Source organism: Lacrimispora algidixylanolytica (assembly GCF_003609635.1).
Taxonomy (GTDB): Bacteria; Bacillota; Clostridia; order Lachnospirales; family Lachnospiraceae; genus Lacrimispora; species Lacrimispora algidixylanolytica.
Genome location: NZ_MCIA01000007.1, coordinates 134,624 through 158,135 on the forward strand (window position 1 = coordinate 134,624; position 23,512 = coordinate 158,135).

Genomic DNA, 23,512 nt, shown 5'->3' on the forward strand with positions numbered 1-23,512 from the left:
TGGTACAAGCTGAAATGATGTGATATGCTTTTGTAATTAAGAAAATAAATCATATAATGTTAATAAAAATAAATAATCTTGACAAGCGACTTACGGTCGCTATATAATGAGAATAAGAAGCGACCAGCGGTCGATATACGGAGGAATAGTCAAATGCCAAAAGGAATTATACTTACCCCTGAACAACAAGCAGAGCGCCGAGAAGAAATAGTGGGCATTGCTTTGCGCCTCATAGAGGAAAATGGATTTAAAAAAACATCAATGCGGGAAATAGCGGCTTTAGCAAACATGGGAAAGTCCAGCCTATATGATTTTTTCAAAACAAAGGACGAGATTGCCGTATACGCAGTTGAAAAACAAATAAAAGAAACCACTCAAGAAGCTCGTAGGATTGTTGCTGATGAATCTTCGCCGGAACAGTGTCTAAGAAAAATCATGCTCAATCATCTTGGAGTGCCAAAGCAGTATAGAACTGTGTTGATGTGGTTAAATACAGAATCTGACTATTTAGAAGAGGAATATCGAAATCGACTGCAAGCTATTCGCTACGCATATCAAGATGTTGTGCAATCCGTCATTGAGAATGGAGTTGCCCTGGGTGTTTTTCGTAAGACAGATGCCGCCCTTGCCTCCCGTTTGTTAATTAACTCCATGCTATCAATTGTCTACACGTCCCGGCCATCAACCAGCCCGGAAAAAATGCTGGATGAAACAATGAATATAATTCTACGAGGAATTATAAACCATGGAGGTGCATGAGTATGGTTTATATCCTGCCATTGGCGCATAAACAGGCGACCCTTGAAATGGTTGGTGGAAAAGGTATGTCTTTATCGAAGCTATTGACTGCGGGTATACCTGTTCCGGATGGATTTCATGTTACCATTGCCGCATACCAGAATTTTGTTGAAGCAAACCATATTCAGCCTCACATAAATAAGCGATTGGACTGTATTGATTCCAACAACATCAACCGGCTTGAAGATGTATCCAGACAAATTGGGATGCTTTTCCATGATGGAGAAATGCCTCAGAAAGTGGCGGCTGCGATTAAAACCGCTTATGCAGAATTGGGGAGCATTGCGGTAGCTGTTCGTTCTTCTGCGACCGCAGAGGATTTGCCTGATGCTTCTTTTGCGGGCCAGCAGGAAACTTATCTTAACATACAAGGTGAGAATGAAGTCATTGCCGCCATAAAGCGGTGCTGGGCTTCCCTGTGGACGGCTCGCGCGATTGCTTACCGCATGAAAAATCATATAAGGCAGGAGGAGGTCGCCCTTGCTGTTGTAGTACAAAAGCTTGCCTTTTCCGATGCGTCCGGCGTTATGTTTACGCGAAACCCGCTCAATGGCAGACGTGGAGAAATGATTATTAACGCTGCGTGGGGGCTTGGCGAATCAGTGGTTTCCAGCTTAGTCATCCCTGATACAATCGTTGTGGATAAGAAAGCCGAGCGAATCGTATTATATCAAGCGGCAAGTAAAGAGATTATGACAGTTCGTACCTCAGACGGAACGGAAGAAACTACGGTTTCCGAACGGTTGAGGAAAAAACATGCGCTTACCCGTAATCAAGTTATGCGGCTGGCACAGCTTGGAAAGAGAATTGAGCAGTATTATCAAATGCCTATGGATATAGAGTGGGCGCTTGAAAAAGATACATTGTATATTGTGCAGGCTCGTCCCATTACTGTCCTGCCGCCGGAATGGCTGTCCCCAGAAAGGGATGTTATATACACAAAGGGAAGTCTGGCGGAACATTTGCCAAATCCTGTTACGCCTCTGTTTGCCACGCTTGGTCTTGAAATCGTCAACCGCGCCTCGGAACTTTTGTGGGTAGATATGTTTGGTAAAAGCGCAACAAAGTTACTGCCTGATAATGGGGTATACGCGATTATTAACGGCTATGTCTATCTTTCTGCGAAAGCAAAGCCGCTTTTGATTGCCGTCAAATCCTTTTCGCCCCGCTCTTTGCGCCGGACGCTTACAAACAGCGTCGAGCGCTTTCAATCGGCAAGAGAAGAATTTGAAGCTGTAGTTAGAGAATGGGAAGGCAAGCCTCTGGACACTCTGAACGCTCATCAAATCATGGAGGGTATTCAGGTAGTATTTTATGCCGTGTGTACTTATTTCACAAGGATTCAACTTACACTGCCTGCCGCATCTCTCAGCGAAACATTATTTACAAAGGTGTTTCAGGGAGCGGCTCGCGGTGCTGGTATTGCGGATACTTCCGTTTTTCTGCTTGGCTTTGATACCATAGCCCTGCAATCGGAAAAGTCCCTGTTCAACCTCACCGAATGGGTAAAGCAAAATAACGCTTTCGACTTTTATCTGCAAAACAATTCCACAACAAAGATAGCGATAGATTTCATGTCTTCAGTTTTGCCAGCCGAAGTATCACAGGAAGCTTGGGCAGAATGGAAAACCCGAATTAATCAGTATTTCATAAAGTTTGGCCGTACCGCTTATGAATTCGATTTTGCGTACCCCACGCCCGGGGAAACGCTTACGCCGACCCTTGAATCTATAAAAACATTTGCGGCAGGAAAAGGGGAGAGTCCTTTTTTACGCCAAGCCACGCTTGAAAATCGCAGGAAACAGGCGGAACAAGAGATTTTGCAACACATACGAGCTCCTTGTAAAAAACTGTTTTTAAAGCTGCTCCGCTGGGCGCAGGAAACCGCCCCTATGCGCGAAAATGCTATCTATTTGATGGGAATGGGGCATCCGCAAATCCGCAGTATGTTTCATGAAATCTCAGAACGATTGATACAAAGCGGAGCAATTTCACAGCCGGCTGATATTTATTGGCTCACAAAATCAGAATTGGAAGCGCTCATAGTGCGGTTGGATGAAAATAAGTCTTTGTCTGATATGAGCGGAGCAATACCAGTTCGAAAAACTCAATTGGAAAAACAACGGGATTATATGCCGCCCTCTAAGCTGCCAGAGAAAATCGGAAAAATGATATCTGGCGCACCACAGAAGCGGAAAGACGGGAAAATCGTATTGACGGGTATTGGTACCAGTACCGGAATTGTGAAGGCTTCCGCCTGTGTACTGCACAGCCCGGCGGATTTTGAAAGCTTTCAGCCTGGATGCGTGTTGGTTGCAGTTACCACAACTCCCGCATGGACGCCTTTGTTTGCTTTTGCAAGTGCCATTGTAACGGACATTGGCGGCCCTCTCAGCCATTCAAGTATTGTCGCCCGTGAATACGGCATCCCCGCCGTCATGGCGACGCATACCGCCACACGATCCATCAAAAACGGACAAATGATAACGGTTGATGGCTCGGTGGGAGTGGTAATAATTGATGAATAAGAAACCCCGCGTAAACTCTTGATTTACGCGGGGTTTTTGTTGTATATCAGTCTTTTAATAAGCCACCTGCTATGCAGATGCGTCCATAGTCGCTTTAGCTTACAGAAAAAACCTCCAATGATACAATAAGTGTAGGTTCGCCAATCACACTAAATCAAAGGAGGTATCCTAAATGGATATTAACAGTTTATCACATACAAAATGGAATAGTAATTATCACATTGCTTTTGCACCAAAATATCGAAGAAAGATAGCATATGGGCAGTTAAAACAAGATATAGCAAATATACTGAGTACCCTATGAAAGAAAAGGTGTAAAGATTGTAGAAGCAGAAGTCTGCCCAGATTATGTACATTGCTGGTAGAATTGCTACGAAGTATAAGTGTTTCAAGTTTCGTAGGATACTTAAAAGGGAAAAGCACACTTATGATTTTTTAGATGGTATATTTTATTTACCTACGTGATACGCTAATTATTTACAAAATTGATACAAATATATGTTTTTTATATAATAAGAGGAACAATATAAAATAATAAGTAAAAGGTTATTGACAGATACCATAAATTAGTTTTTGTATCTGTTCTGTTCGTTGGGAAAAGAGGAATTGGTTAGAAAGGAAATGAAAATGTATAATATTTTGATTATAGAAGATGAAAAGCCCATATCTGATTTCATCAATCTAAGCTTGAGAGCTATGGGGTATGGATGTGAACAGGTTTATGACGGGGAAGAAGCGGCAGATAAAATTTTAGAAAAGAGGTATTCCTTGATTCTTTTGGATATTATGCTGCCGAAAGCCAATGGATTTGAATTAATGGAATTTATTCGTCCAATGGAGATCCCGGTAATTTTTTTGACTGCAAAAGCAAGTGTACAGGACAAAGTAAAGGGTTTCAAGTTGGGGGCTGATGATTACTTGACAAAACCCTTTCAGATTGAGGAATTGCAAGTTCGAATTGAAAACGTGCTTAGACGGTACTACAAAACAGATGAAATTCTGACTTATAAAGATATATCTGTGAATGTATCATCTCACAAAATTACAAAGGGTGAAAAGGAGATTCCCCTTACGGAAAAAGAATTTAAATTGCTGGTGCTGTTTATTAGCAATAAAAATCTGGCATTGTTTAGAGAGCAGATCTATGAAAAGGTATGGGATAGGGAGTATATTGGAGATAGTAGGACGGTGGATATGCATATACAAAGGCTGCGTAAAAAATTAGATTTATATGATCAGTTGGTGTCTGTGTTTAAAGTTGGATACCGTTTGGAGGAATAAATGAATCTTTCCTGGAAAATATTCTCAAATACCCTTCTAATGGTGCTATTTGCTTTAACGTTAGAAGGGGTTGTACTGCTGTCAATGACATTTCACAAAACATATTTATTGGAAGTTGAACGGGAAAAAGAAAATATTGAAAATATTCATAGAGAATTGGTAACAGTGCTTGCAAATGACAGCAGCACGATGTATAAGGAATCAATGAACAGTATTGAGGAAGCAATTGATATTTTAAAGGATAATTGGCAAGAAGAATCTTATAGAATAAGGGATGAAAGCGGAAAGGTGCTTTTTCAAAACAATGATGAAGAATTTTCAGATAAAGAGACCGCCGGATTATCTCCGTATAAGATTGTTTATGGTGTAGGAAAAAATGAAAACAGATATTTTTTGAAGATGTCGGTTTTGACAGAACTGTTGGATGAACCTGTTATCATAGAGACGCATAAAGACCTTACACAGATTTTTGCGGAGAAAGCAGAGCAGCAAAGAATCTTTCTTATAACTGTAATCCTGGTAGGAATCTTAAGTGCGTTCATCAATGCGTTTAATGCTATAAAATTAACAATGCCAATTCATAAATTGATTGATGCAGTTAAAAAAGTCAGATATGGAGACTATACGGAGAGAGTGGAATATAAAGGAAATGATGAAGTTGGCATCTTGGCAACTGATTTTAATAGCATGGCAGAGCAATTGGAAGAAAAAATCCAGTTGCTGAAGGAAACAGCAAAAAAGCAGGAGGAGTTGGCAGGAAGTCTGGCGCATGAGATCAGAACCCCCCTTACTGCAATGATAGGGTATGCAGATTTAATAAAGAGAAGCAAAATGAAAGAAGAAGATTTATTATATGCGGTAAACTATATTATTTCAGAAGGAAAGAGGCTGGAGGCACTTTCTAACAGGATGATGCAGCTATTGATAGATAAAAACGCAATGCCCAACATTACCATCAGTACAGTTCAAAATTTGTTGGAAGACGCACTGGAAGCAATGAAACCAGTCTTTGACAAAAAGAAAATTACGGTAAAAAAGTCTGTTGTAGATTTTCCTATAAGGGCAGATACAGAGCTTATGAAAAATGTATTATTAAATATATTGGACAATGGAGGAAAAGCGGCTGGAATCAATGGTAAGATAACCATTGAAGCTGGTTGCAAGAATGGGAATGTATGGATTTCTATAAAGGATAATGGAATTGGAATGCCTAAAGAGGAAATATCTAAAATTCAGGAAGCGTTTTACCGGGTGGATAAGTCTCGTTCCAGATCAGAGGGGGGAGCAGGCCTGGGGTTAGCCATCTGTTCTAACATTATGAATATTCATAATGGTGAAATGCTGTTTGAAAGCGAGGTTGGGAAAGGAACTACCGTAACATTGGTATGGAAGGGAATTGTGGATGAGCAGGATGTTTAACCATGTATTATATATAACAAAGATAGCTGCTTTAGCGTTTGGAATTCTAATCTTTCCATATTTTTATTTTCAATATGAAGACCAGAAGGTGTTTCGTGAGACAAAAGAAATGGATATGGAAGTTTTTCAGATTGACAAAGTAGAAAATAATGCCTTAACTCTAGAAGAAAAATTGAATCTGCTTGCTGACAGCAATGCCGATCTAAAGCTTACCCAACTTAAGACAGGAGACAGGTATAGCTTATATGAGGCACGCAGACAATGTTTCCGGGAGCTGTGCAAAATATCTGTTTTAGAGGCCAGTATCTATGGTCCTATCTTAAGTGAGATCGACATAACCCCTTATCTGTTAATCGACTCAGAGACACCGTCAAGCACGATGTTGATTTGGAAAGGCATCATTACAATAAAGGATATCAAATATCAAATTACGTTGGAAGAAGAGAGCGGTAAACTGCTATTTGTTCAGCCCATTGGAATAGAAGATGATGTTTTAAAAATGCAGTGGGAAAATTATTTAAAAAATTCGTAGGGATTATACAAGTTTGTTACATTCATTTGTGAAAATACAGTATAACATAAAAAACAGATGGAGGATTAAAAGAATGAAGAAAAGAAATCACAGGATGCTGCTGTTAGGAAGTCTTGCAGTTGCTGTTACATTGTCTATTAGCGCTTGCGGGAATAAAACATCTAACCTGCAGAAGGATCATAAGGCTACAAGCGCATCAGAGGAAACATCGGTTTCTAATGTATCTACAGTAGCTGATAACGTAAAGGCTGGAACAGACGAAATCCCAATGCTGACGCTACCGGAAGGCATAACAGGCATGAAAGCGGAGACAAAGCCCTTTAAAGAACTGAGAGATCTGATCATTGAAGATATGGTGGTACCGGAGGATTATTATGAAACAACACATTATTTCTATAACTATATTGATTTAAATGATGACGGGAAAAATGAAATATTTGCTATGGTTACGGGTCCCTATACCAGCGGCACCGGAGGAAGCAGTGCATTGCTGCTGTCTGAAAATGGCGGAAAGCTGCACATCACACAGGAGTTTACGTTAGTAAATGAACCAATCATTGTCAGTGATACGTTGGATAATGGTTATCATGATTTAATTATTCCTTATTATAGTGATAATAAAACTCAGTATTCTGTATTGAAGTATAATCACCAGGCTTACCCCAATGTACCGGATGGAGAAATCATTGATCATTTGGATGGCGTTAAGGGAAAAGCGATCATTGCCAATGACAGGATTAACGAAGTGCAGACAGGAATCATGGGGCTTAGTCTTTTAGATAAGTAAATATCTCAATGATGTTATAAGGATCAGACAAAATAAGGCCAGCACATTGTGCTGGTCTTTAAATATGCTGAATTATATAAAATCTCATACATTCCTGTGCCAGCTTATTACTGGTAAACGGTATATCAATGAAGCTAGTACAATGGAGATCCACTGAAACAAAAGAACTCTCTACTTAAAGAGTATATAATTCATTAAAGAGCCTATCGTAAATATATACAATAGATAGGCTTACAGCGGAGCGGGTGGGATTTGAACCCACGTGCCGGTTGCCCGACAACCTGATTTCGAGTCAGGCTCGTTATGACCACTTCGATACCGCTCCATATTTTATTTTTAATACATACAGCCTTTCCTAAAAAATCAAGGCAAAGTGTAGAAAAAACGTATTAATCGGTAAATAACTTAAATTTCAAAATTCCGTAAATTCAAATAAACTTCAGTTGATTCTGTGAAATCATTATCATCTTGCATTCCACCATCATAAGATAGATATGCAGACCATACGATTATACACGATAAAACTAAATTTGTGTAGTGGTTTTTTGTGAAATAAATCCATTTTAACAGAATAATGTTAGGAACAATGGAAAGAATAGGATTAAGTCGTAAATAAGTCCATATTTTTATGAAAATCCCAATCATTTTTGTGGAATACTTATATAAAACCAAAGAAATTCATGGAAGAGGTGTAGGAATGAGGAACATAAAACACACATTTTCAACAGTGGAAGAATTAGTTGCATTTGTGGTAAAGGCTGAAAAATGCAATTATGAAATCAAAGTCATTTGCAATCAGTTGGTAATAGATGGGAAATCCCTGATGGGAATTATGATTATAGGCATAGGGAGACAGGTAGAGATTGTCTGCTATAATGATACCGCCTCTCCAGAAGATTTAATCGATCATGCTGCTTGATGTCCAAACCATACAAAATGAACTCTTTTTGTTTTTCTTAGCAAACAAAAGGGGTTTATTTTTGATTTGTCGGTCTTTTTCTTGCAAACATCTGTAGTTAGGGCTATAATTTTAAATTGTTTCTTATAGAAGCAAGTATGAATGAAATTGACAGGAGGTATTGGAATGCAGGCAGAAGAACATTCTGTTAAAAATACAATGAATCGTTTTCGAAGTTTTCGTTACGCTTTGATATTGGAAGGAATCGTCGTGGGAGCCGTTTCAGGAGTAGTTGTGGTGTTCTTTCGGTATTTACTCAGCTATGCCGAAGAGTTGCTTCGCTCTCTTTTGGCATATGGGAAAACTCATACCTCATTAATCCCTTTCTGGTTTGTCTTCTTGGTGGTCTCGGCCATGATTGTTGCCAAACTTTTGACTTGGGAATCTTTCATATCAGGAAGCGGGATTCCCCAAGTGGAAGGGGAGATGATTGGTGCCATAGATCCTTGTTGGTGGAAAGTCCTTTCTGCAAAACTGATTGGTGGCTTGTTAAGCATTGGCTGCGGCTTATCACTTGGAAGAGAAGGCCCCAGCATTCAGCTTGGTGCTATGACAGCCAAGGGATTTTCCCGTCTAACCAAGCGGGTTAAAACAGAAGAGAGGCTTCTAATTACATGTGGAGCAAGTGCAGGTCTTTCTGCCGCCTTTAATGCACCCATAGCCGGAGTTTTATTTTCCTTGGAAGAAATACATAAGAATTTTTCTCCAGAGGTGCTTTTATCTACCATGGCATCCTCAATTACAGCGGACTTTGTTTCCAGGAATGTCTTTGGATTAAAACCTGTGTTTGATTTTCAGATTACCCGTATGATGCCTTTAAGCACTTATGGACATGTCATGATTTTAGGCGTGCTTCTTGGAGGCCTTGGAATCTTGTATAATACCTGTCTTTCCAAAACTCAGGACCTATTTCAAAAGATACCGAGGCAGACGATACGGTTTTTAATCCCCTTTTTATTGGCAGGAATCTTTGGTTTTACATACCCCTATGTATTAGGCGGAGGTCATTCACTGGTAGAAGGTTTGACCGCTGATCAGATGATGATAGGTGCGCTTTTGACCCTGTTTGTACTTAAGTTTTGTTTTTCCCTTATTAGTTTTGGCTCAGGTGCGCCAGGAGGGATCTTTTTGCCACTTTTGGTGTTAGGTGCTATCATCGGCAGCATTTATTATAAGGCGGTCCAGGGGGTAAGCAACTCGTTCGATGGTCTTTTAGGCAATTTTATTATTCTTGGTATGGCTGGGTATTTTTCAGCCATTGTACGGGCTCCCATTACGGGGATTATATTAATTAGTGAAATGACGGGAGGTTTCTCTCACCTTTTGACTCTTTCTATGGTGTCTCTAGTCGCTTATGTAATCCCGGATTTAGTGCATTGTGCTCCTGTGTACGATCAGCTCCTTAACCGACTGTTAACAAAACTTGATCCTAGAAAATGGTCTGAATCCAAAGGAGAAAAGGTTTTGGTAGAAGGTATGATATTTCATGGAAGTGAGGCTGAGGGGCGAAGGGTATCTGAAATCCACTGGCCCAGAACTTGCCTGTTAGTCTCTTTGATAAGGGGAGAGGCGGAATTTGTACCTAGAGGAGAAACTGCGCTCATGCCTGGAGACAAGATTGTGGTTCTGTGCGAAGAAACCGTTCAAAGGGATCTTCACCAACTGTTACAAGAAGTATGCCAGACCGTTAAAATGGAATCCAAGGCCTGATCATTTATGGAAATCCTGATTTTTGGTTGACTTTTTCCCGTGATAAGACGTAAACTAATAAAAAGTCATTTCAGGAGTTTAGCATATGAAAGATCAGACAAAGGATAGCTTTAACGAGCTGGAACGGCGCCGGCGCCAAAGAGAGAAACGCAGGAAACAAAAGAAGAAGCAGACATTATTAAATATCCTGTACATAATTGTAAAAATTTTAATCTTAGCCTCTGCCTTGACCGTGCTATTAATTGCACTCAGTCAGCTTTTTCAAAGAAATTATGTGGATTTAAAGACTGTTGCCATGCCAGAATGGGTAAAACAGGATTTTATCACACCAAATCAATATTCAAGGCCTCAGACCCAGATGAAACGGGTCAAACAAATTGTAATTCATTATGTTGCAAATCCAGGAACCACCGCCAAGCAGAATATGGCCTATTTTGACAGCTTAAAGGATCAAAAAGGGATTAAAAAAATTTCAGCCAGCAGTCATTTTATCATCGGTCTGGACGGTGAAGTTCTTCAAGGCATTCCAATCACAGAGATGGCATATGCCACATCAAAGGAAAAGAATTCAGATACCATTTCCATTGAATGTTGCCATCCCGATGAGACTGGAAAGTTTAATGAAGATACCTATGAATCTCTAGTAAGATTCACGGCATACCTTTGTGAGAATCTGGGATTGACTGAAAAAGATGTAATCCGTCATTACGATGCTACCGGTAAAGATTGTCCCAGATTTTTTGTCGCTCATGAAGATCTATGGAAACAATTTTTGCAGGATGTCAAAGGGGCTAGAAAAGAGTTTCATCAATAATCCGCACAGAGTCGGCGATGCAGTCATTACAGGAGCGCAGTACCGTTCCTGTTTCTGCTCCCTTTAAGTCCTTGCAGATTACGCTGCCATTTTGGTTCTTGAAGTTTGATAAGCACTGACTGGACATCTCATAAGAGAGCTTTTTAGAATCAGGGCTTTCCAGATGGGCAGAACTATTTTTTAGACCAGAGAGTATGGAGGCTGCGCCAATGGCGCCACAGGTGCCTTCCATGCCTCCCATACCAAGTCCCATGCCTTCGGTAAAACGAAACATGATTGCTTCGTTGATGCCTACTTTGTCGCAGAATACGCAGGAAACGGCCTGTGCACAGTTATAGCCCTTATCGTGTTTTTTTAAAGCTTCTTCTATTCTTTCTCTTGTTGTATCTGACATGTGAAAATTCCTCCTTTTTAATCAGCAGAAGTCATTGGCCTTTTGTAAGATACAGGCCGCAGATGAATTCTGTTAAAGATGCAGTGAAATACAAATCCACCAAAACAGGTAGCAAATAAATAAACCAGATTCCCAATTCCTATGCCCAAAGCGACTGCGATTTCATGAAATACAATCTGCGCGGAGGGATAGTAAGGGGAGATATAAAACATGTCAGCCTGACCCAAAGGCTTGGCAGTTCTATTAATAATAGAAGCGATGAAACAGCAAAGCAGAAACAAAGGTATGGTTTTTACAAACCCTTTTAAGGTGTCATCAGATAATTGGGAGAATGCAATGACCAGACCAATGTAAATCAAAAGCAGATGCCAGATAAGTCCGTGAAGGGTTAAAAGCCAATAAGGGTGGAACAGTCCGGAAGGCTCTGCCAGAGCCATGACCCCTCCTAAGAGATTAAAATCCTGCATAAAGGTGCATAGAATAGTTTGCCCCTTTTTCCCAGGAACAAAGGGGAGAATCAGACAAAAATACATGGGAAGGCTGCAAAGTTGAAATGGAAAATACCACCAGTTATAGGACTGCTCATTGACTACATAATAAAGAAAGAGTTGCTTATAAGCTTCTGTTCCTGCGAGGACAAGTCCACAGACGAAAAGTAGCCTGGTCAGATGTTTCTTATAAATGTGTTTGCTTGTAATATAAGCCAGCAAAACTGCCAGTGTAAGCCCAACCGCCAGAAAGAGAATGTGAAACAGGGAGTAGGGGAGAGGCGGATTCATAGGCCATGCGGTTCTTTCAAGAAAATCCCTCATTGATTGTTACCTTCATTTTTCCTGTTATCCAAATTTAAACTATATTATAATGGATTGGAAAAAAACATGCAAGATAAATGAAATTATGTATAAAATTAAGCGTTTTCTTCTAATGAAGTACTTGATTAATTCCGAAAATGCTATATAATGAATAACTGATACTTGGTTTAATAATTATGCAGATTTATGCATATAAGGAGGAATCATTATGAAAAAGAATGTAATTTTAATTGCCGCTGCTGTATGTATGGCTGCAGCTTTAACCGCGTGTGGCGGATCAGGAACGAAGACAGAAACAACTGCAAAAGCATCAGAAAAAGCAGGAGCAGAAAGCTCTGCAACAGAGACAAAGGCAGGGGAAAGCGCGACAGGCGGAAAACTTGTTATGGTTACTAATGCTGAATTCCCACCTTACGAATTTCATGAAAAGAACGAAATTGTTGGTATTGATGCTGAAATCGCAAAAGCGATTGCAGATAAATTAGGCATGGAGATAGAGATCCAGGATATGGCATTTGATTCTCTTATTCCAGCTGTTCAGACTGGCAAAGCAGATTTTACCGCTGCTGGTATGACAATTAATGAAGATCGTAAGAAAAACGTGGATTTTACTGATACCTATGCTAAGGCAGCTCAGGTTATCATTGTAAAAGAAGGAAGCGACATTGTTGAACCAGATAATCTGGAAGGAAAGAAAATCGGTGTTCAGACTGGTACTACCGGCGATATCTATGCTGCTGATATTAAAGACGGAGATATTAAAAGATATAACAAAGGTATGGATGCAGTTATGGCTCTTACTCAGGACAAGATTGATGCGGTTGTCATTGACCGTGAACCTGCAAAAGTATTTGTAAAAAACAATGCAGGTTTAAAAGTACTTGATAAAGCATTTACCGAAGAAGAGTATGCCATCGCCGTTAAAAAAGGCAACACAGAATTATTAGAAAAATTAAACGGGGCCATTAAAGATTTAAAGGATTCCGGTGAACTGCAAAAGATCGTAGATAAGTATATTACTGCAGAATAAAAAAAAGGAAGAGTGCCATGTGGGAAAAGCTAAGAGATGATTTTTATCAAAATTTTATCGTAGATGACCGTTGGAAGTACATTGTCGATGGTTTGCAAAATACGTTGAAGATTACGTTTTTTGCTGTTTTGATCGGTATTTTATTAGGATTTGTGGTTGCGATCATTCGTTCCACCTATGAAAATACCGGCAAATTAAAGATTTTAAATGCCATTTGCAGTGTATACCTGACGGTGATCCGCGGAACGCCAGTTGTTGTACAGCTCATGATCATGTATTTCATTATTTTTGCATTTCATGATCCAGGTCAGATTTTTACGGCAATCCTGGCATTCGGAATCAACTCCGGCGCCTATGTGGCAGAGATTTTCCGCAGTGGAATCAGTTCTATAGAGCGGGGACAGTTTGAGGCAGGGCGGAGCCTGGGATTTAATTATGCCCAGACCATGTTGTTTATCATCATGCCTCAGGCGTTTAAAAATGTAGTCCCAACTCTGGCTAACGAATTCATCGTTCTTTTGAAGGAGACGTCTGTAGCAGGATACATAGGACTCCAGGATCTGACAAAGGGCGGCGATATTATTAAAAGCCGTACGTATAACGCATTTATGCCTCTGATCTCTGTGGCCATTATTTACCTGATCATGGTAATGGTATTTTCATATCTAGTCACATTACTTGAGAGGAGGCTGCATAAGAGTGAACATTAATGAAATAGGAACCCCACTGATTCAGGTTCAAAATCTGGGTAAAAAATTTGGTGATATGGAAGTACTTAAGGACATCTCCGTTGATATTTATAAAGGAGATGTAGTCTGTGTGATTGGACCTTCTGGTTCTGGTAAGAGTACCTTTCTTCGGTGCTTAAACCGTCTGGAGGAGCCTAGCGGCGGACATATCCTTTTTGAGGGGACTGACATCGTAGATAAGAAGACGGATATAGACAAGCACCGTCAGAAGATGGGAATGGTATTCCAGCAGTTTAATCTATTCCCTCATATGACCATCTTAAAGAACTTAACACTAGCACCCATAAAGCTTCAGGGGAAAAGTAGCAAAGAGGCAGAGGAACAGGCCTTAAAGCTATTAGATAAGGTAGGATTAAAGGATAGAGCAAACGCTTATCCAAATCAGCTCTCAGGCGGTCAGAAACAGCGTATTGCCATTGTCCGTGCCTTATGTATGAATCCAGATGTGATGCTTTTTGATGAACCGACTTCTGCCCTTGATCCAGAGATGGTAGGCGAGGTGTTAAATGTTATGAGAGAGCTTGCCGAAGAGAAGATGACTATGGTGGTGGTGACCCACGAGATGGGATTTGCCAAAGAGGTAGCCACCCGCGTTATGTTCATGGATGGCGGCTATTTCATGGAAGAGAATGAACCAGTGGAATTCTTTGAAAACCCAAAGAATGATAGATTAAAACTATTTTTAAGCAAAGTGCTTTAAATCATAAATGCCCCCGGAGAAAGTATCCGGGGGCATTTTAAATTATATAAGTTTTGCCATTGCGTACTGATCTACGTAAGCTCCATTTACAATCATGGAATGAACCAGTTTTCCTTCCATCTCAAAGCCCATGTTTCGGTATAGCTGAACGGCCTTTTCATTATGAGACATAACCGTAAGTTCCAATCTTGTAATGCCGTTTTCTGGAGCCCATTTTAATAGTTCCCTAAAGAGTGAAGTTCCGTAGCCTTTTCCTCTGTAATCTTTTAAAACTCCACAGACTATATAGGCGGAGTGCTTGATCCGGTTGGCAGCGCCTCTTTTGGCAGATAGAAAGCCAGCAACTTCTTGACCATCAAATAGGAGTAGCAAAAGGGAGTTGGATTTTTCCATGCTAAGAAGGTAGTGCTCCATATCCTCAGCGGTTGTGGTTCGCTCTCCTGGCTCCAGCATCATGAATTCCGTCTCGTGGTCCAGTTGTTTCATTAATCCTAAGAAAAGCTTGGAGTCTTCTGGTTTTGCTTGTCTTATGTTCATTGGTCATTCCCCTGTCTGTTTTTTAGAATTATATCACAATTAGAAGATGCTGCAATTTTTTTCTTCCTGCCATTATGGATTGCTCTTTTTGCTATGGTTATGTTAGAATAGGAAGGAGTTTATATATGTTTTAATATTAACGAGTAAGAAGGCAAAAGAAGATGATGTATTGTTTGAGTGTAAGTCATAAGATGGCTCCTGTTACCATTCGGGAACAGTTTGCGTTTCGGGAAGAGGAGAAAAGGGAATTCATAGAGATTCTTTCTGGCAAGGAAGCGATCACAGGAATTGTGATTCTTTGTACCTGTAACCGAAGCGAAATTTATGTCTCTGGTACCAAGCAGGCGGTATCAGAACTACAGCAAGAGTTGGCAGAATTTAAAAAGGTGCGTCTGGAAGAAGTATTAAAATATTTAAATATCTATAATGGAGAAAGTGCCATAGGGCACTTGTTTAAGGTAACCTGTGGATTTGATTCCATGGTACTTGGAGAAGATGAGATCTTAGGTCAGGTAAAGGAAGCATATCAGATATCCAAAGATATGAAGACTGTGGATTATGAGATGAATGTATTATTTCAAAGAGCAGTGTCCTGCGCAAAGCGGATCAAAACGGATACTAACTTATCTAAAACTCCTTTGTCCATAGCTACCCTAGTAGCCAATGAAGTGTTTCATTTTGAAAACGGGAATGAGTGTAAAAAGGTAATGGTGATTGGCATGTCTGGAAAGATGGGAACTACCATTACAAAGAACCTGATTTCAAAGCAAGGCATCGAGGTTACTGGTACGGTTCGCAAACACAACGAATGTTTAACCGTTAATATACAAAGTGATTATGTAAAAGCCGTTGATTATAAAGAACGGTATCAGTACATGGACGATATGGACATTGTTATCAGTGCAACCCTTGGTCCCCATTACACCATAACGTATGAGGACTTATCAAAGGTTCTAAAAGACAAGAAAAAGCGTCTTTTTATTGATGTGGCAGTGCCAGTGGATATGGATGCTTCTATTGAAAGGCTGGAGGGGTTGACTTTGTTTGATATCGATTACTTTGAAACCCTTTCTAAAAATAACACAGATATAAAACTAAGGGAACTGGATCTTGCAAATGCCATTATGGAAGAAGAATTGGATGCCGCTATTAAGGAAGTGGTATTTCACCCTTATATTCGTCGTATGGACGAGCTTAAGGCAGCGTTTACAGGAAAACGTCTGGAAAGCCTTCTTTTTCGTGTGAGAGACCAGTTAAAGAGCGATGAGCTTAAGGTAGTGCTTAAAACCTTAGATGACTTGGAGAGTTGGATTAAGGAGGATTAACTATGGCATATTTTCCGTTTTTTGTGGATTTAGAAGATAAGAAATGTCTCATTGTAGGAGGAGGCACTGTGTCGTACCGAAAGGTCGAAGTGCTTATGGATTATTGTCCGCAGATTACGGTGGTGGCGCCTAAGTTTCATCCGGAATTAAGAAAGCTTCAAAAAGAATGGCGTGGAAACTTGAAGCTGGAAGAACGAGAGTTTAAAGAATCTGATCTGGAAGACCCGGATTTTGTTGTGGCTGGGACTTCTGATGAGGCGCTTAATAAGCATATATCTGATTTGTGCAGGGCCAGGAAGATTCCCATTAATGTGGTTGATGTGCAGGAGGAATGCAGCTTTATTTTCCCTGCTCTCATTAAAGATAAGCACATTACAGTGGCAATATCCACAGGGGGACATTCGCCTACCATTGCCAAATATTTAAAGGATAAATTCAAAGAAGCGATCCCAGATGGTTTTGGGGATCTGGCAGAGCAGCTTGGGGCTTACCGGGATTTGGTAAAGGAAAAAGTAGATCTTATTTCTATAAGAACAGATATATTTAAAACCATGGTAGAACAAGGAATCCAACAGGGAGGAATCTTTACCAGAGAGCAGGCAGAAGAACTGATAGAGAGGAAACTTGCGGAACATGAAAGATAAAGTCATACGAATCGGAACCAGGAGAAGTGAGTTGGCTGTTGCCCAGACAGGTCTTGTAGCCGAAGCGATCGAAAAGGCTGGAAATGGGATTTTGACAGAACTTGTGTTAAAGCAGACGGAAGGGGACCGGATTCTTGATAAACCACTTTTAGAATTTGGCGGAAAGGGCGTGTTCGTAACCGAGTTTGAACAGGCCCTTTTACGCGGAGAAATCGATCTCGCTGTCCACAGTGCCAAGGACATGCCTATGGTATTAGAAGAGGGTCTTGGCATTGTAGCAGTCTTAGAAAGAGAAGATCCAAGAGACGTTTTAGTGACCTTAGCGGGAAGTAGTTTTCTAGGCAAGAAGGAACTTGTAATAGGAACTTCCAGTTTAAGAAGAAAGATGCAGATTCACGAGACTGGAAAGATGCTTTGGCCAGATATGGAGATTCGTTGTGAGAATTTAAGAGGCAATGTACAGACTCGTCTTTTAAAGATGGCAAAGGGAGAATATGACGGCATTATCTTAGCAGCGGCAGGTCTTAAACGACTTGGGCTTTGGGAAGATGGAAGATATGATTATCAATGCTTTGACTGCGAGTCCTTTGTACCAGCAGGAGGTCAGGGGATTTTAGCGGTAGAGGGACGGATAAACTCCGGCATGGAATCTTTATATGCTCAGATCAATGATGAAAATGCAAGTCTCTGCCTTAACCTGGAACGACATATTTTAAAGCTTTTAGATGCAGGTTGTCATGAACCAATCGGCATCTATTCCAGATTCGTAGATGGAAAGATGGAAGTCTTTGGAGTCAATCGAAGAGGGGAAGAAACAAAAAGGATTCATTTATTTGGAGAGTTAACAGAACTGGATCACCTGGCTCAACTGGCAGCCAAAGGTCTTTCATAAAAGGAGAAAAGAATGAAGGAAAGAGGAATTGTCTATCTGGTAGGCGCAGGCCCTGGTGATCCGGGGCTCATTACGGAAAAAGGACTGTCAAGACTTAAAAGCTGCGATGCAGTGGTATATGATTCCCTGGCATCTGACCTTCTTCTTAAGGCAGTGCCTGATCATTGTGAGAAAATCTATGTGGGGAAACGGGCTGGTGCTCATTCCATGAAGCAGGAGGAGATTAACCAGCTACTAGTAGAACTGGCTGAAAAAGGGCTTCATATCGTTCGGTTAAAAGGTGGAGATCCCTTTGTATTTGGCAGGGGAGGAGAGGAAATAATCGCACTTCAAAAGGCAGACATTCCATTTGAAGTAGTTTCTGGTGTTACCTCTGCTGTGGCAGCCCTTGCCAGTGCCGGCATTCCGGTTACCCACCGGGCATTAAGCCGCAGCTTTCACGTAATGACAGGACATACTCTTTCGGAAGGAGGAACCCTGCCTCCAGATTTTGATGCCTTTGCAAGGTTGAGTGGAACCTTAATCTTTCTCATGGGACTTGGAAATCTTCCTTTGATTGTAAAAGGGCTTATAAAGCAGGGGAAACCTGATACCACACCGGCGGCAGTTATTGAAAGTGGAACATTACCAGGGCAGAAGGTGGTTCGAGGGAATTTACTGGATTTAGAGCAAAAGGCAAAGGATGCTGGAATTAAAAGTCCTGCCATTATCGTGGTGGGAGATACGGCTGCCCTTGATTTTTCTTCTACCAACAAACTTCCTTTAGAAGGGTGCCGTATTGGAATCACGGGAACTCCTTCTTTTACAGGAAAGCTTCATAAGGAGTTGTCTTATCTTGGTGGAACTGCAGAACAACTTTTCAGTCTGGAACTTAAGACATATTGGGACGAAGAGAGAATGTTAAAAGCCTATAAGGAACTTTCTGGCTACACCTGGATTGTATTTACCAGTGCCAATGCTGTTCGAGAGTTCTTTGTAGGGCTTATGAAATGTGGAAAAGATTATCGGGCCGTTGGTCACGTTAAATTCGCTACGGTTGGAAAAGGTACGGCTGATGAGCTTCTAAAGTATGGATTCCGTTCTGATTATACCCCAAAGAAATACCAGGTGATTGATCTGGCAGAAGGTCTGCGAGATGAGATAACAAAAGAGGACAGACTTCTGATTCCAAGGTCCTCTCGTGGATCAAAGGAATTGAACCAGATTCTTAACGAGATAAAAGCAGTTTATGATGATGTGGTGCTTTATGATGTGGTATCGATAGAAGAAACAAGCGGTAACCGTTTAGACCTTATAAATGAATTGGATTATGTGACCTTTGCCAGCGCTTCTGGAGTGGAGGCATTTTTTGAAAAGAATTCCTTGGGGGCAAAGAAGTCATTAGAGGATGTTAATGTTGTCTGTATTGGAGATATTACGGCAGAAGCATTGGCTTCTTATGGAAGAAAAGCGGATCTCATTGCAGAAGAATACAGCACCCAGGGAGTGGCAAAAGCCATATGCCAGGACTGGAGTAAGAAAACCAATGGAAGGAATGGAGTATAACAATATGAAGTTTGAAACGTCAGAAGCATTGTTTCTAGAATCTCAGAATTATTTCCCGGGAGGAGTCAATAGCCCGGTACGCGCCTTTGGTTCCGTAGGAGGAGCTCCTGTGTTTATCAAAAGAGCATCAGGCTCTCGTATCTTTGATGAAGATGGCAATGAATACATTGACTTCGTTAATTCCTGGGGACCATGTATTTTAGGACATGGTTACCCTCCTGTGATTGAAGCAGTCAGAGAAGCTTGTCTTGATGGTTTGTCTTTTGGTGCACCTACGAAAAAAGAACTTATCCTTGGACAACTGATTAAAGAATGTATTCCTTCCATGGAAATGATGCGTATGGTGAGCTCTGGTACGGAAGCGGTTATGAGCGCCATTCGTGCAGCCAGAGGATTTACGGGAAGAGATAAGATTGTGAAGTTTAAAGGATGCTATCATGGCCATTCCGATGGGCTTTTGGTAAAAGCTGGTTCAGGCGCCTTAACTGGCTCATCACCAGACAGTGCTGGAGTCCCTGCATCCTATACGGAGCATACGCTACTTGCATCGTACAATGGGGAAACATCTGTAAAGGATTTGTTTGAACAGTTTCCGGAATCCATTGCAGCGATTGTGGTTGAACCGGTGGCTGCCAATATGGGACTGGTTCCTCCAAGTCCTGGTTTTCTGGAGTTTTTAAGAGAGATTACGACTCGTTATGGTGCATTGTTGATTTTTGATGAAGTAATCACCGGATTTCGTATGGGAATCGGTGGGGCGCAAAAATATTATAACGTTATCCCAGACATAACCACACTTGGTAAAATAGCTGGAGGCGGAATGCCAATGGGAGTCTATGGTGGCAGACGAGAGATTATGGAAACCGTTTCCCCCGTTGGGAAGGTGTATCAGGCAGGAACTCTTTCCGGTAACCCAATCGCAACGGCAGCAGGAATCGCAACCATAAAAGCCTTAATGGAACAACCAGAAATCTATACGGGACTTGAGAAGAAGGCAAGTAAGCTTGTGTCTGCACTAAAAGAAGCGCTGCCAGATACCCAGGTGAATCAGGCTGGTTCTTTGCTTAGTGTGTTCTTTCAGACAACTCCGGTAGTGGATTTTGAGACAGCCCTTACTTCTGATACGAAAAAGTATGCAAAGTACTTCCACTATTTGTTAGACCACGGTATCTATACAGCTCCATCTCAATTTGAGATTTTATTCCTCAGTGCAGCTCACACGGACGAGGATATTGAGACAACTTGCAACATCATAAAGGAAGCAGCCAGACATCTATAAAAGAATTGTTTGGCGGGCCGGAGAATGGAGAGAACTCCCCTTTTTCCGGCCCGTTTTTAATCCATAAATGACAAAATTAAATTCTTTAAAATTCTAAAAATTACATAAATTGTATTAACATTTGGGATTTCTATTGATAAAAAAACAAATTTGGTATATTTTAGTCTTATAGGAGGCTCAATCTATGGACTATTTGGTTGTATATATTAGTAAAACCGGAAATACTCAAAAGGTAGCTCTCAGAGTATTTGAATCCCTTCCCGGAAAGTCCAAAGATATTGTCAGACTGGAAGAATTACGTGCAGAAGAAGCTGATACGTATTTCATTGGTTTCTGGAATAACCGGGGAACCTGTGAGACTGAGATGATGGACTTTCTTTCTGGTCTGCATGGAAAGAAAATTGCATTGTTTGGTACTTGCGGGGTAATGGGAAATGATGATTATTTAAAACAAGTGGAGCGGCAGGTGGCTGTTTTTCTGCCAGATGATAACGAATATCTTGGCTGCTTTTTATGTGGAGGTAAGCTGGGACCTTTCATACTTGAAAAATACAGGTTGATGCAGAATGTCAGCGACACTCCGCAAATCAGAGCTTTGATTTCCGCTTATGAAGATGCAATGCTGCACCCCAATGAGCAGGATTTAGATAATGTATGCCAGTTTGTACAATCCGTGTTAAAACAGGATACAAAGGAAGAGGAGGAACATGATGGGGTTAAAAGATGATAATAACTCAGGAAATAAAAAGAACAAATCATTTATGTATTATTATGCCATTGTATTAATACTTATGGTTATATTTAATGCTCTTACAGTACCTTGGATTCAGTCAAAATCCATGACAGAAGTGCCATACAGCACCTTTTTGGAAATGGTGGATCAGGGAAAAGTACAGGCAGTGGCAAAGACAGAGACAGAGATTCAGTTTAAGTCTGACACCGGAAAAAAGGACTGGGAAGGAAAGCCCGTACTTCAAGTATATAAAACTGGTCCATGGCCGGATGACACTTTAATGGAGCGGTTAGTTTCCCATAACGTCCAGTTTGAAAAGGCCATTGTAGTTCAGATGTCTCCCATGATTTCTTTTCTGCTCACATGGATTATACCAATTCTGATATTTGTCTTTTTGGGTAATTTTTTATCGAGACAATTACAAAAGAAGATGGGCGGCGGCAATGCAATGTCATTTGGTAAGTCCAATGCAAAGATTTATGCGGAATCTGAGACAGGAAAGACATTCGAGGATGTAGCTGGACAGGAGGAAGCAAAAGAAGCCTTAAATGAAATTGTGGATTTTCTTCACAATCCTAGTAAGTATACAGATATTGGGGCATCTCTTCCAAAGGGAGCTCTTTTAGTAGGACCTCCCGGAACTGGTAAGACTCTTCTTGCAAGGGCCGTGGCAGGAGAGGCTCATGTGCCGTTTTTCTCCATCTCCGGTTCGGAATTTGTGGAAATGTTTGTGGGTATGGGTGCTGCTAAGGTCAGGGATTTATTTAAGCAGGCCAATGACAAAGCACCATGCATTGTATTTATTGATGAGATTGATACCATAGGTAAGAAACGTGATGGAGGTGGCTTTTCCGGAAACGACGAAAGAGAACAGACCTTAAATCAGCTTCTGGCTGAGATGGATGGGTTTGACGGAAAGAAGGGCGTTGTCATCCTGGCAGCGACCAACCGCCCCGATTCTCTCGACAAAGCATTGCTAAGACCAGGACGGTTTGATCGACGCATTCCTGTAGAACTGCCTGATCTAAAAGGTAGGGAAGCCATTTTAAAGGTTCACGGAAAGAATGTAAAGTTATCTGATGACGTGGATTTTAGGGGAATAGCCCTGGCTTCCTCTGGAGCGAGCGGTGCGGAGCTTGCCAATATTATTAATGAGTCAGCGTTAAGAGCGGTGCGTATGGGCAGAAATACCGTTACCCATAGAGATATGGAAGAAAGTGTTGAAGTGGTTATAGCAGGATATCAGAAAAAGGATGCCTCAGTCAATTTGGAAGAAAAGAAGATCATTGCATACCATGAGGTTGGACATGCCCTGGTTGCGGCTTCTCAGACTCACTCAGCACCGGTTCATAAGATTACCATTATTCCAAGAACCTCAGGTGCCCTTGGCTATACCATGCAGGTGGATGAAGAGGAACGTCATCTTTTGACAAAGGAAGCTGCACTGAATAAGATTGCTACCTTTACCGGAGGAAGAGCCGCAGAGGAACTTATCTTTCAAACAGTTACCAGCGGTGCCTCCAATGATATTGAGCAGGCCACAAGAATTGCCAGGGCAATGGTTACCAGGTACGGAATGACAGATGAGTTTGATATGGTGGCATTAGAGACAGTGACCAATCAGTATTTGGGAGGAGATACATCCCTTGCTTGCTCCCCTGATACGGCAAAGCGGATTGACGAAGCTGTTATAAAAATAGTTCGTGACCAACACCAGAAGGCGTTTAAAATATTAAAGGACAATGTGAACAAGCTCCATGAAATCGCTGAATATTTATTAGAGCGGGAGACAATTACTGGTGAGGAATTTATGAATATCTTCCGGAAAGAGGTAGTACAAGTATAAGCCTCAGTGGTTTGTAAGTGATAATAGGAATTATCAATAAAAGAATCAGAGACGAAAACGGCTTTGACTGCAGTTAAGGGATAAGGATCACGTATGCCGTATGACTGCAGGCCCGTTGTTTTCAACTTTGGTTCTTTTTTTGTAAAAAAAGTGAACCAAAGGAGTATTTGCTGTCTCTTAGTATATAGATGCATCTAAA

General features: G+C 41.0%; 22 protein-coding genes, 1 tRNA gene and 1 pseudogene. 20 read left to right on the forward strand and 4 right to left on the reverse strand.

Features of this window, described 5'->3' with window-relative positions; translation table 11 throughout:
* Positions 1-153: 153 nt before the first annotated feature.
* The 7 genes and pseudogenes from BET01_RS06190 (at position 154) to BET01_RS06220 (ending at position 7,345) form a co-directional block, all read left to right on the forward strand.
* Entirely contained in the window at positions 154-759 is a 606-nt protein-coding gene (locus tag BET01_RS06190) for a TetR/AcrR family transcriptional regulator (RefSeq protein ID WP_120195932.1), read from the forward strand.
* A gap of 2 nt (positions 760-761) precedes the next feature.
* On the forward strand, positions 762-3,326 hold the full coding sequence (locus BET01_RS06195) for a PEP/pyruvate-binding domain-containing protein (protein ID WP_120195933.1): 2,565 nt from the start codon (positions 762-764) through the stop codon (positions 3,324-3,326).
* Positions 3,327-3,498: 172 nt separating this feature from the next.
* Positions 3,499-3,762: pseudogene (gene tnpA, locus BET01_RS06200) on the forward strand (IS200/IS605 family transposase); the annotation flags it as partial.
* Between the two features lie 191 nt (positions 3,763-3,953).
* On the forward strand, positions 3,954-4,607 hold the full coding sequence (locus BET01_RS06205) for a response regulator transcription factor (protein WP_120195934.1): 654 nt from the start codon (positions 3,954-3,956) through the stop codon (positions 4,605-4,607).
* Positions 4,608-6,026 (forward strand): sensor histidine kinase, encoded by a 1,419-nt coding sequence (locus tag BET01_RS06210; RefSeq protein WP_120195935.1) that lies wholly within the window; start codon positions 4,608-4,610, stop codon positions 6,024-6,026.
* On the forward strand, positions 6,010-6,558 hold the full coding sequence (locus BET01_RS06215) for a hypothetical protein (protein ID WP_147422797.1): 549 nt from the start codon (positions 6,010-6,012) through the stop codon (positions 6,556-6,558). Before BET01_RS06210 ends, BET01_RS06215 begins: the two co-directional genes overlap by 17 nt.
* Before the next feature lie 73 nt (positions 6,559-6,631).
* A complete protein-coding gene (locus BET01_RS06220) occupies positions 6,632-7,345 on the forward strand; it encodes a hypothetical protein (protein WP_120195937.1) in 714 nt (237 codons plus the stop codon).
* 237 nt (positions 7,346-7,582) lie between these two features.
* Here the strand turns inward: BET01_RS06220 and BET01_RS06225 are convergent.
* Positions 7,583-7,670, reverse strand: a tRNA-Ser gene (locus BET01_RS06225).
* A gap of 372 nt (positions 7,671-8,042) precedes the next feature.
* On the opposite strand from BET01_RS06225, the gene BET01_RS06230 reads away from it, so the two are divergent.
* The 3 genes from BET01_RS06230 (at position 8,043) to BET01_RS06240 (ending at position 10,827) form a co-directional block, all read left to right on the forward strand.
* Complete coding sequence (locus BET01_RS06230) at positions 8,043-8,264, forward strand: HPr family phosphocarrier protein (RefSeq protein ID WP_120195990.1); 222 nt, start codon at positions 8,043-8,045, stop codon at positions 8,262-8,264.
* 165 nt (positions 8,265-8,429) lie between these two features.
* Positions 8,430-10,013, forward strand: a complete 1,584-nt coding sequence (locus BET01_RS06235; protein WP_120195938.1) for a ClC family H(+)/Cl(-) exchange transporter — start codon at positions 8,430-8,432, stop codon at positions 10,011-10,013.
* Between the two features lie 85 nt (positions 10,014-10,098).
* On the forward strand, positions 10,099-10,827 hold the full coding sequence (locus BET01_RS06240; RefSeq protein ID WP_120195939.1) for a peptidoglycan recognition protein family protein: 729 nt from the start codon (positions 10,099-10,101) through the stop codon (positions 10,825-10,827).
* On the opposite strand, the gene BET01_RS06245 is transcribed toward BET01_RS06240, so the two are convergent.
* Together BET01_RS06245 and BET01_RS06250 are read right to left on the reverse strand one after the other, a co-directional pair.
* A complete protein-coding gene (locus tag BET01_RS06245; protein ID WP_120195940.1) occupies positions 10,805-11,221 on the reverse strand; it encodes a C-GCAxxG-C-C family protein in 417 nt (138 codons plus the stop codon). The genes BET01_RS06240 and BET01_RS06245 overlap by 23 nt on opposite strands.
* Positions 11,222-11,238: 17 nt before the next feature.
* Positions 11,239-12,033 (reverse strand): TMEM164 family acyltransferase, encoded by a 795-nt coding sequence (locus tag BET01_RS06250; protein WP_120195941.1) that lies wholly within the window; start codon positions 12,031-12,033, stop codon positions 11,239-11,241.
* 208 nt (positions 12,034-12,241) lie between these two features.
* Here BET01_RS06250 and BET01_RS06255 point away from each other — a divergent pair, with 208 nt between their 5' ends.
* The 3 genes from BET01_RS06255 to BET01_RS06265 are packed head-to-tail and all read left to right on the forward strand — an operon-like array spanning position 12,242 to position 14,512.
* The gene (locus BET01_RS06255; RefSeq protein ID WP_120195942.1) at positions 12,242-13,063 is read left to right on the forward strand and encodes a basic amino acid ABC transporter substrate-binding protein; all 822 of its coding nucleotides are present in this window, start codon (positions 12,242-12,244) and stop codon (positions 13,061-13,063) included.
* 17 nt (positions 13,064-13,080) lie between these two features.
* Complete coding sequence (locus BET01_RS06260) at positions 13,081-13,773, forward strand: amino acid ABC transporter permease (RefSeq protein ID WP_120195943.1); 693 nt, start codon at positions 13,081-13,083, stop codon at positions 13,771-13,773.
* 55 nt (positions 13,774-13,828) lie between these two features.
* Positions 13,829-14,512, forward strand: a complete 684-nt coding sequence (locus tag BET01_RS06265) for an amino acid ABC transporter ATP-binding protein (RefSeq protein WP_279221926.1) — start codon at positions 13,829-13,831, stop codon at positions 14,510-14,512.
* 42 nt (positions 14,513-14,554) lie between these two features.
* Here the strand turns inward: BET01_RS06265 and BET01_RS06270 are convergent, their stop codons facing one another.
* Positions 14,555-15,049, reverse strand: a complete 495-nt coding sequence (locus BET01_RS06270) for a GNAT family N-acetyltransferase (protein WP_120195945.1) — start codon at positions 15,047-15,049, stop codon at positions 14,555-14,557.
* Between the two features lie 161 nt (positions 15,050-15,210).
* Here BET01_RS06270 and hemA point away from each other — a divergent pair, with 161 nt between their 5' ends.
* From hemA to ftsH, 7 genes are all read left to right on the forward strand, one after another.
* Positions 15,211-16,374 carry a glutamyl-tRNA reductase gene (gene hemA, locus BET01_RS06275; protein WP_243117138.1) on the forward strand — a complete coding sequence of 388 codons (1,164 nt, stop codon included), beginning with the start codon at positions 15,211-15,213 and terminating at the stop codon, positions 16,372-16,374.
* 2 nt (positions 16,375-16,376) lie between these two features.
* Positions 16,377-17,018, forward strand: coding sequence for a precorrin-2 dehydrogenase/sirohydrochlorin ferrochelatase family protein (locus tag BET01_RS06280; RefSeq protein ID WP_120195946.1), 642 nt, complete (start codon positions 16,377-16,379; stop codon positions 17,016-17,018).
* The gene (gene hemC / locus BET01_RS06285) at positions 17,008-17,910 is read left to right on the forward strand and encodes a hydroxymethylbilane synthase (RefSeq protein WP_120195947.1); all 903 of its coding nucleotides are present in this window, start codon (positions 17,008-17,010) and stop codon (positions 17,908-17,910) included. The genes BET01_RS06280 and hemC overlap by 11 nt, the downstream gene beginning before the upstream one ends.
* 12 nt (positions 17,911-17,922) lie before the next feature.
* Positions 17,923-19,455 (forward strand): uroporphyrinogen-III C-methyltransferase, encoded by a 1,533-nt coding sequence (gene cobA / locus BET01_RS06290; protein WP_120195948.1) that lies wholly within the window; start codon positions 17,923-17,925, stop codon positions 19,453-19,455.
* Between the two features lie 4 nt (positions 19,456-19,459).
* Complete coding sequence (gene hemL / locus BET01_RS06295; RefSeq protein ID WP_120195992.1) at positions 19,460-20,734, forward strand: glutamate-1-semialdehyde 2,1-aminomutase; 1,275 nt, start codon at positions 19,460-19,462, stop codon at positions 20,732-20,734.
* 184 nt (positions 20,735-20,918) lie between these two features.
* Entirely contained in the window at positions 20,919-21,461 is a 543-nt protein-coding gene (locus BET01_RS06300) for a flavodoxin family protein (RefSeq protein ID WP_120195949.1), read from the forward strand.
* The gene (ftsH, locus tag BET01_RS06305) at positions 21,445-23,313 is read left to right on the forward strand and encodes an ATP-dependent zinc metalloprotease FtsH (protein ID WP_120195950.1); all 1,869 of its coding nucleotides are present in this window, start codon (positions 21,445-21,447) and stop codon (positions 23,311-23,313) included. Before BET01_RS06300 ends, ftsH begins: the two co-directional genes overlap by 17 nt.
* Positions 23,314-23,512 lie beyond the last annotated feature (199 nt).

Coding starts and splice junctions, on each gene's coding strand:
- BET01_RS06245 (WP_120195940.1), bottom strand. CDS start 11,221: ATGTCAGATACAACAAGAGAAAGAATAGAAGAAGCTTTAAAAAAACAC.
- BET01_RS06265 (WP_279221926.1), top strand. CDS start 13,829: ATGGAAGTACTTAAGGACATCTCCGTTGATATTTATAAAGGAGATGTA.
- BET01_RS06270 (WP_120195945.1), bottom strand. CDS start 15,049: ATGAACATAAGACAAGCAAAACCAGAAGACTCCAAGCTTTTCTTAGGA.
- hemA (WP_243117138.1), top strand. CDS start 15,211: ATGATGTATTGTTTGAGTGTAAGTCATAAGATGGCTCCTGTTACCATT.
- ftsH (WP_120195950.1), top strand. CDS start 21,445: ATGGGGTTAAAAGATGATAATAACTCAGGAAATAAAAAGAACAAATCA.
- BET01_RS06195 (WP_120195933.1), top strand. CDS start 762: ATGGTTTATATCCTGCCATTGGCGCATAAACAGGCGACCCTTGAAATG.
- BET01_RS06210 (WP_120195935.1), top strand. CDS start 4,608: ATGAATCTTTCCTGGAAAATATTCTCAAATACCCTTCTAATGGTGCTA.
- BET01_RS06230 (WP_120195990.1), top strand. CDS start 8,043: ATGAGGAACATAAAACACACATTTTCAACAGTGGAAGAATTAGTTGCA.
- BET01_RS06300 (WP_120195949.1), top strand. CDS start 20,919: ATGGACTATTTGGTTGTATATATTAGTAAAACCGGAAATACTCAAAAG.
- BET01_RS06215 (WP_147422797.1), top strand. CDS start 6,010: ATGAGCAGGATGTTTAACCATGTATTATATATAACAAAGATAGCTGCT.
- BET01_RS06255 (WP_120195942.1), top strand. CDS start 12,242: ATGAAAAAGAATGTAATTTTAATTGCCGCTGCTGTATGTATGGCTGCA.
- BET01_RS06240 (WP_120195939.1), top strand. CDS start 10,099: ATGAAAGATCAGACAAAGGATAGCTTTAACGAGCTGGAACGGCGCCGG.
- cobA (WP_120195948.1), top strand. CDS start 17,923: ATGAAGGAAAGAGGAATTGTCTATCTGGTAGGCGCAGGCCCTGGTGAT.
- BET01_RS06250 (WP_120195941.1), bottom strand. CDS start 12,033: ATGAGGGATTTTCTTGAAAGAACCGCATGGCCTATGAATCCGCCTCTC.
- BET01_RS06235 (WP_120195938.1), top strand. CDS start 8,430: ATGCAGGCAGAAGAACATTCTGTTAAAAATACAATGAATCGTTTTCGA.
- BET01_RS06190 (WP_120195932.1), top strand. CDS start 154: ATGCCAAAAGGAATTATACTTACCCCTGAACAACAAGCAGAGCGCCGA.
- hemC (WP_120195947.1), top strand. CDS start 17,008: ATGAAAGATAAAGTCATACGAATCGGAACCAGGAGAAGTGAGTTGGCT.
- BET01_RS06280 (WP_120195946.1), top strand. CDS start 16,377: ATGGCATATTTTCCGTTTTTTGTGGATTTAGAAGATAAGAAATGTCTC.
- BET01_RS06220 (WP_120195937.1), top strand. CDS start 6,632: ATGAAGAAAAGAAATCACAGGATGCTGCTGTTAGGAAGTCTTGCAGTT.
- hemL (WP_120195992.1), top strand. CDS start 19,460: ATGAAGTTTGAAACGTCAGAAGCATTGTTTCTAGAATCTCAGAATTAT.
- BET01_RS06205 (WP_120195934.1), top strand. CDS start 3,954: ATGTATAATATTTTGATTATAGAAGATGAAAAGCCCATATCTGATTTC.
- BET01_RS06260 (WP_120195943.1), top strand. CDS start 13,081: ATGTGGGAAAAGCTAAGAGATGATTTTTATCAAAATTTTATCGTAGAT.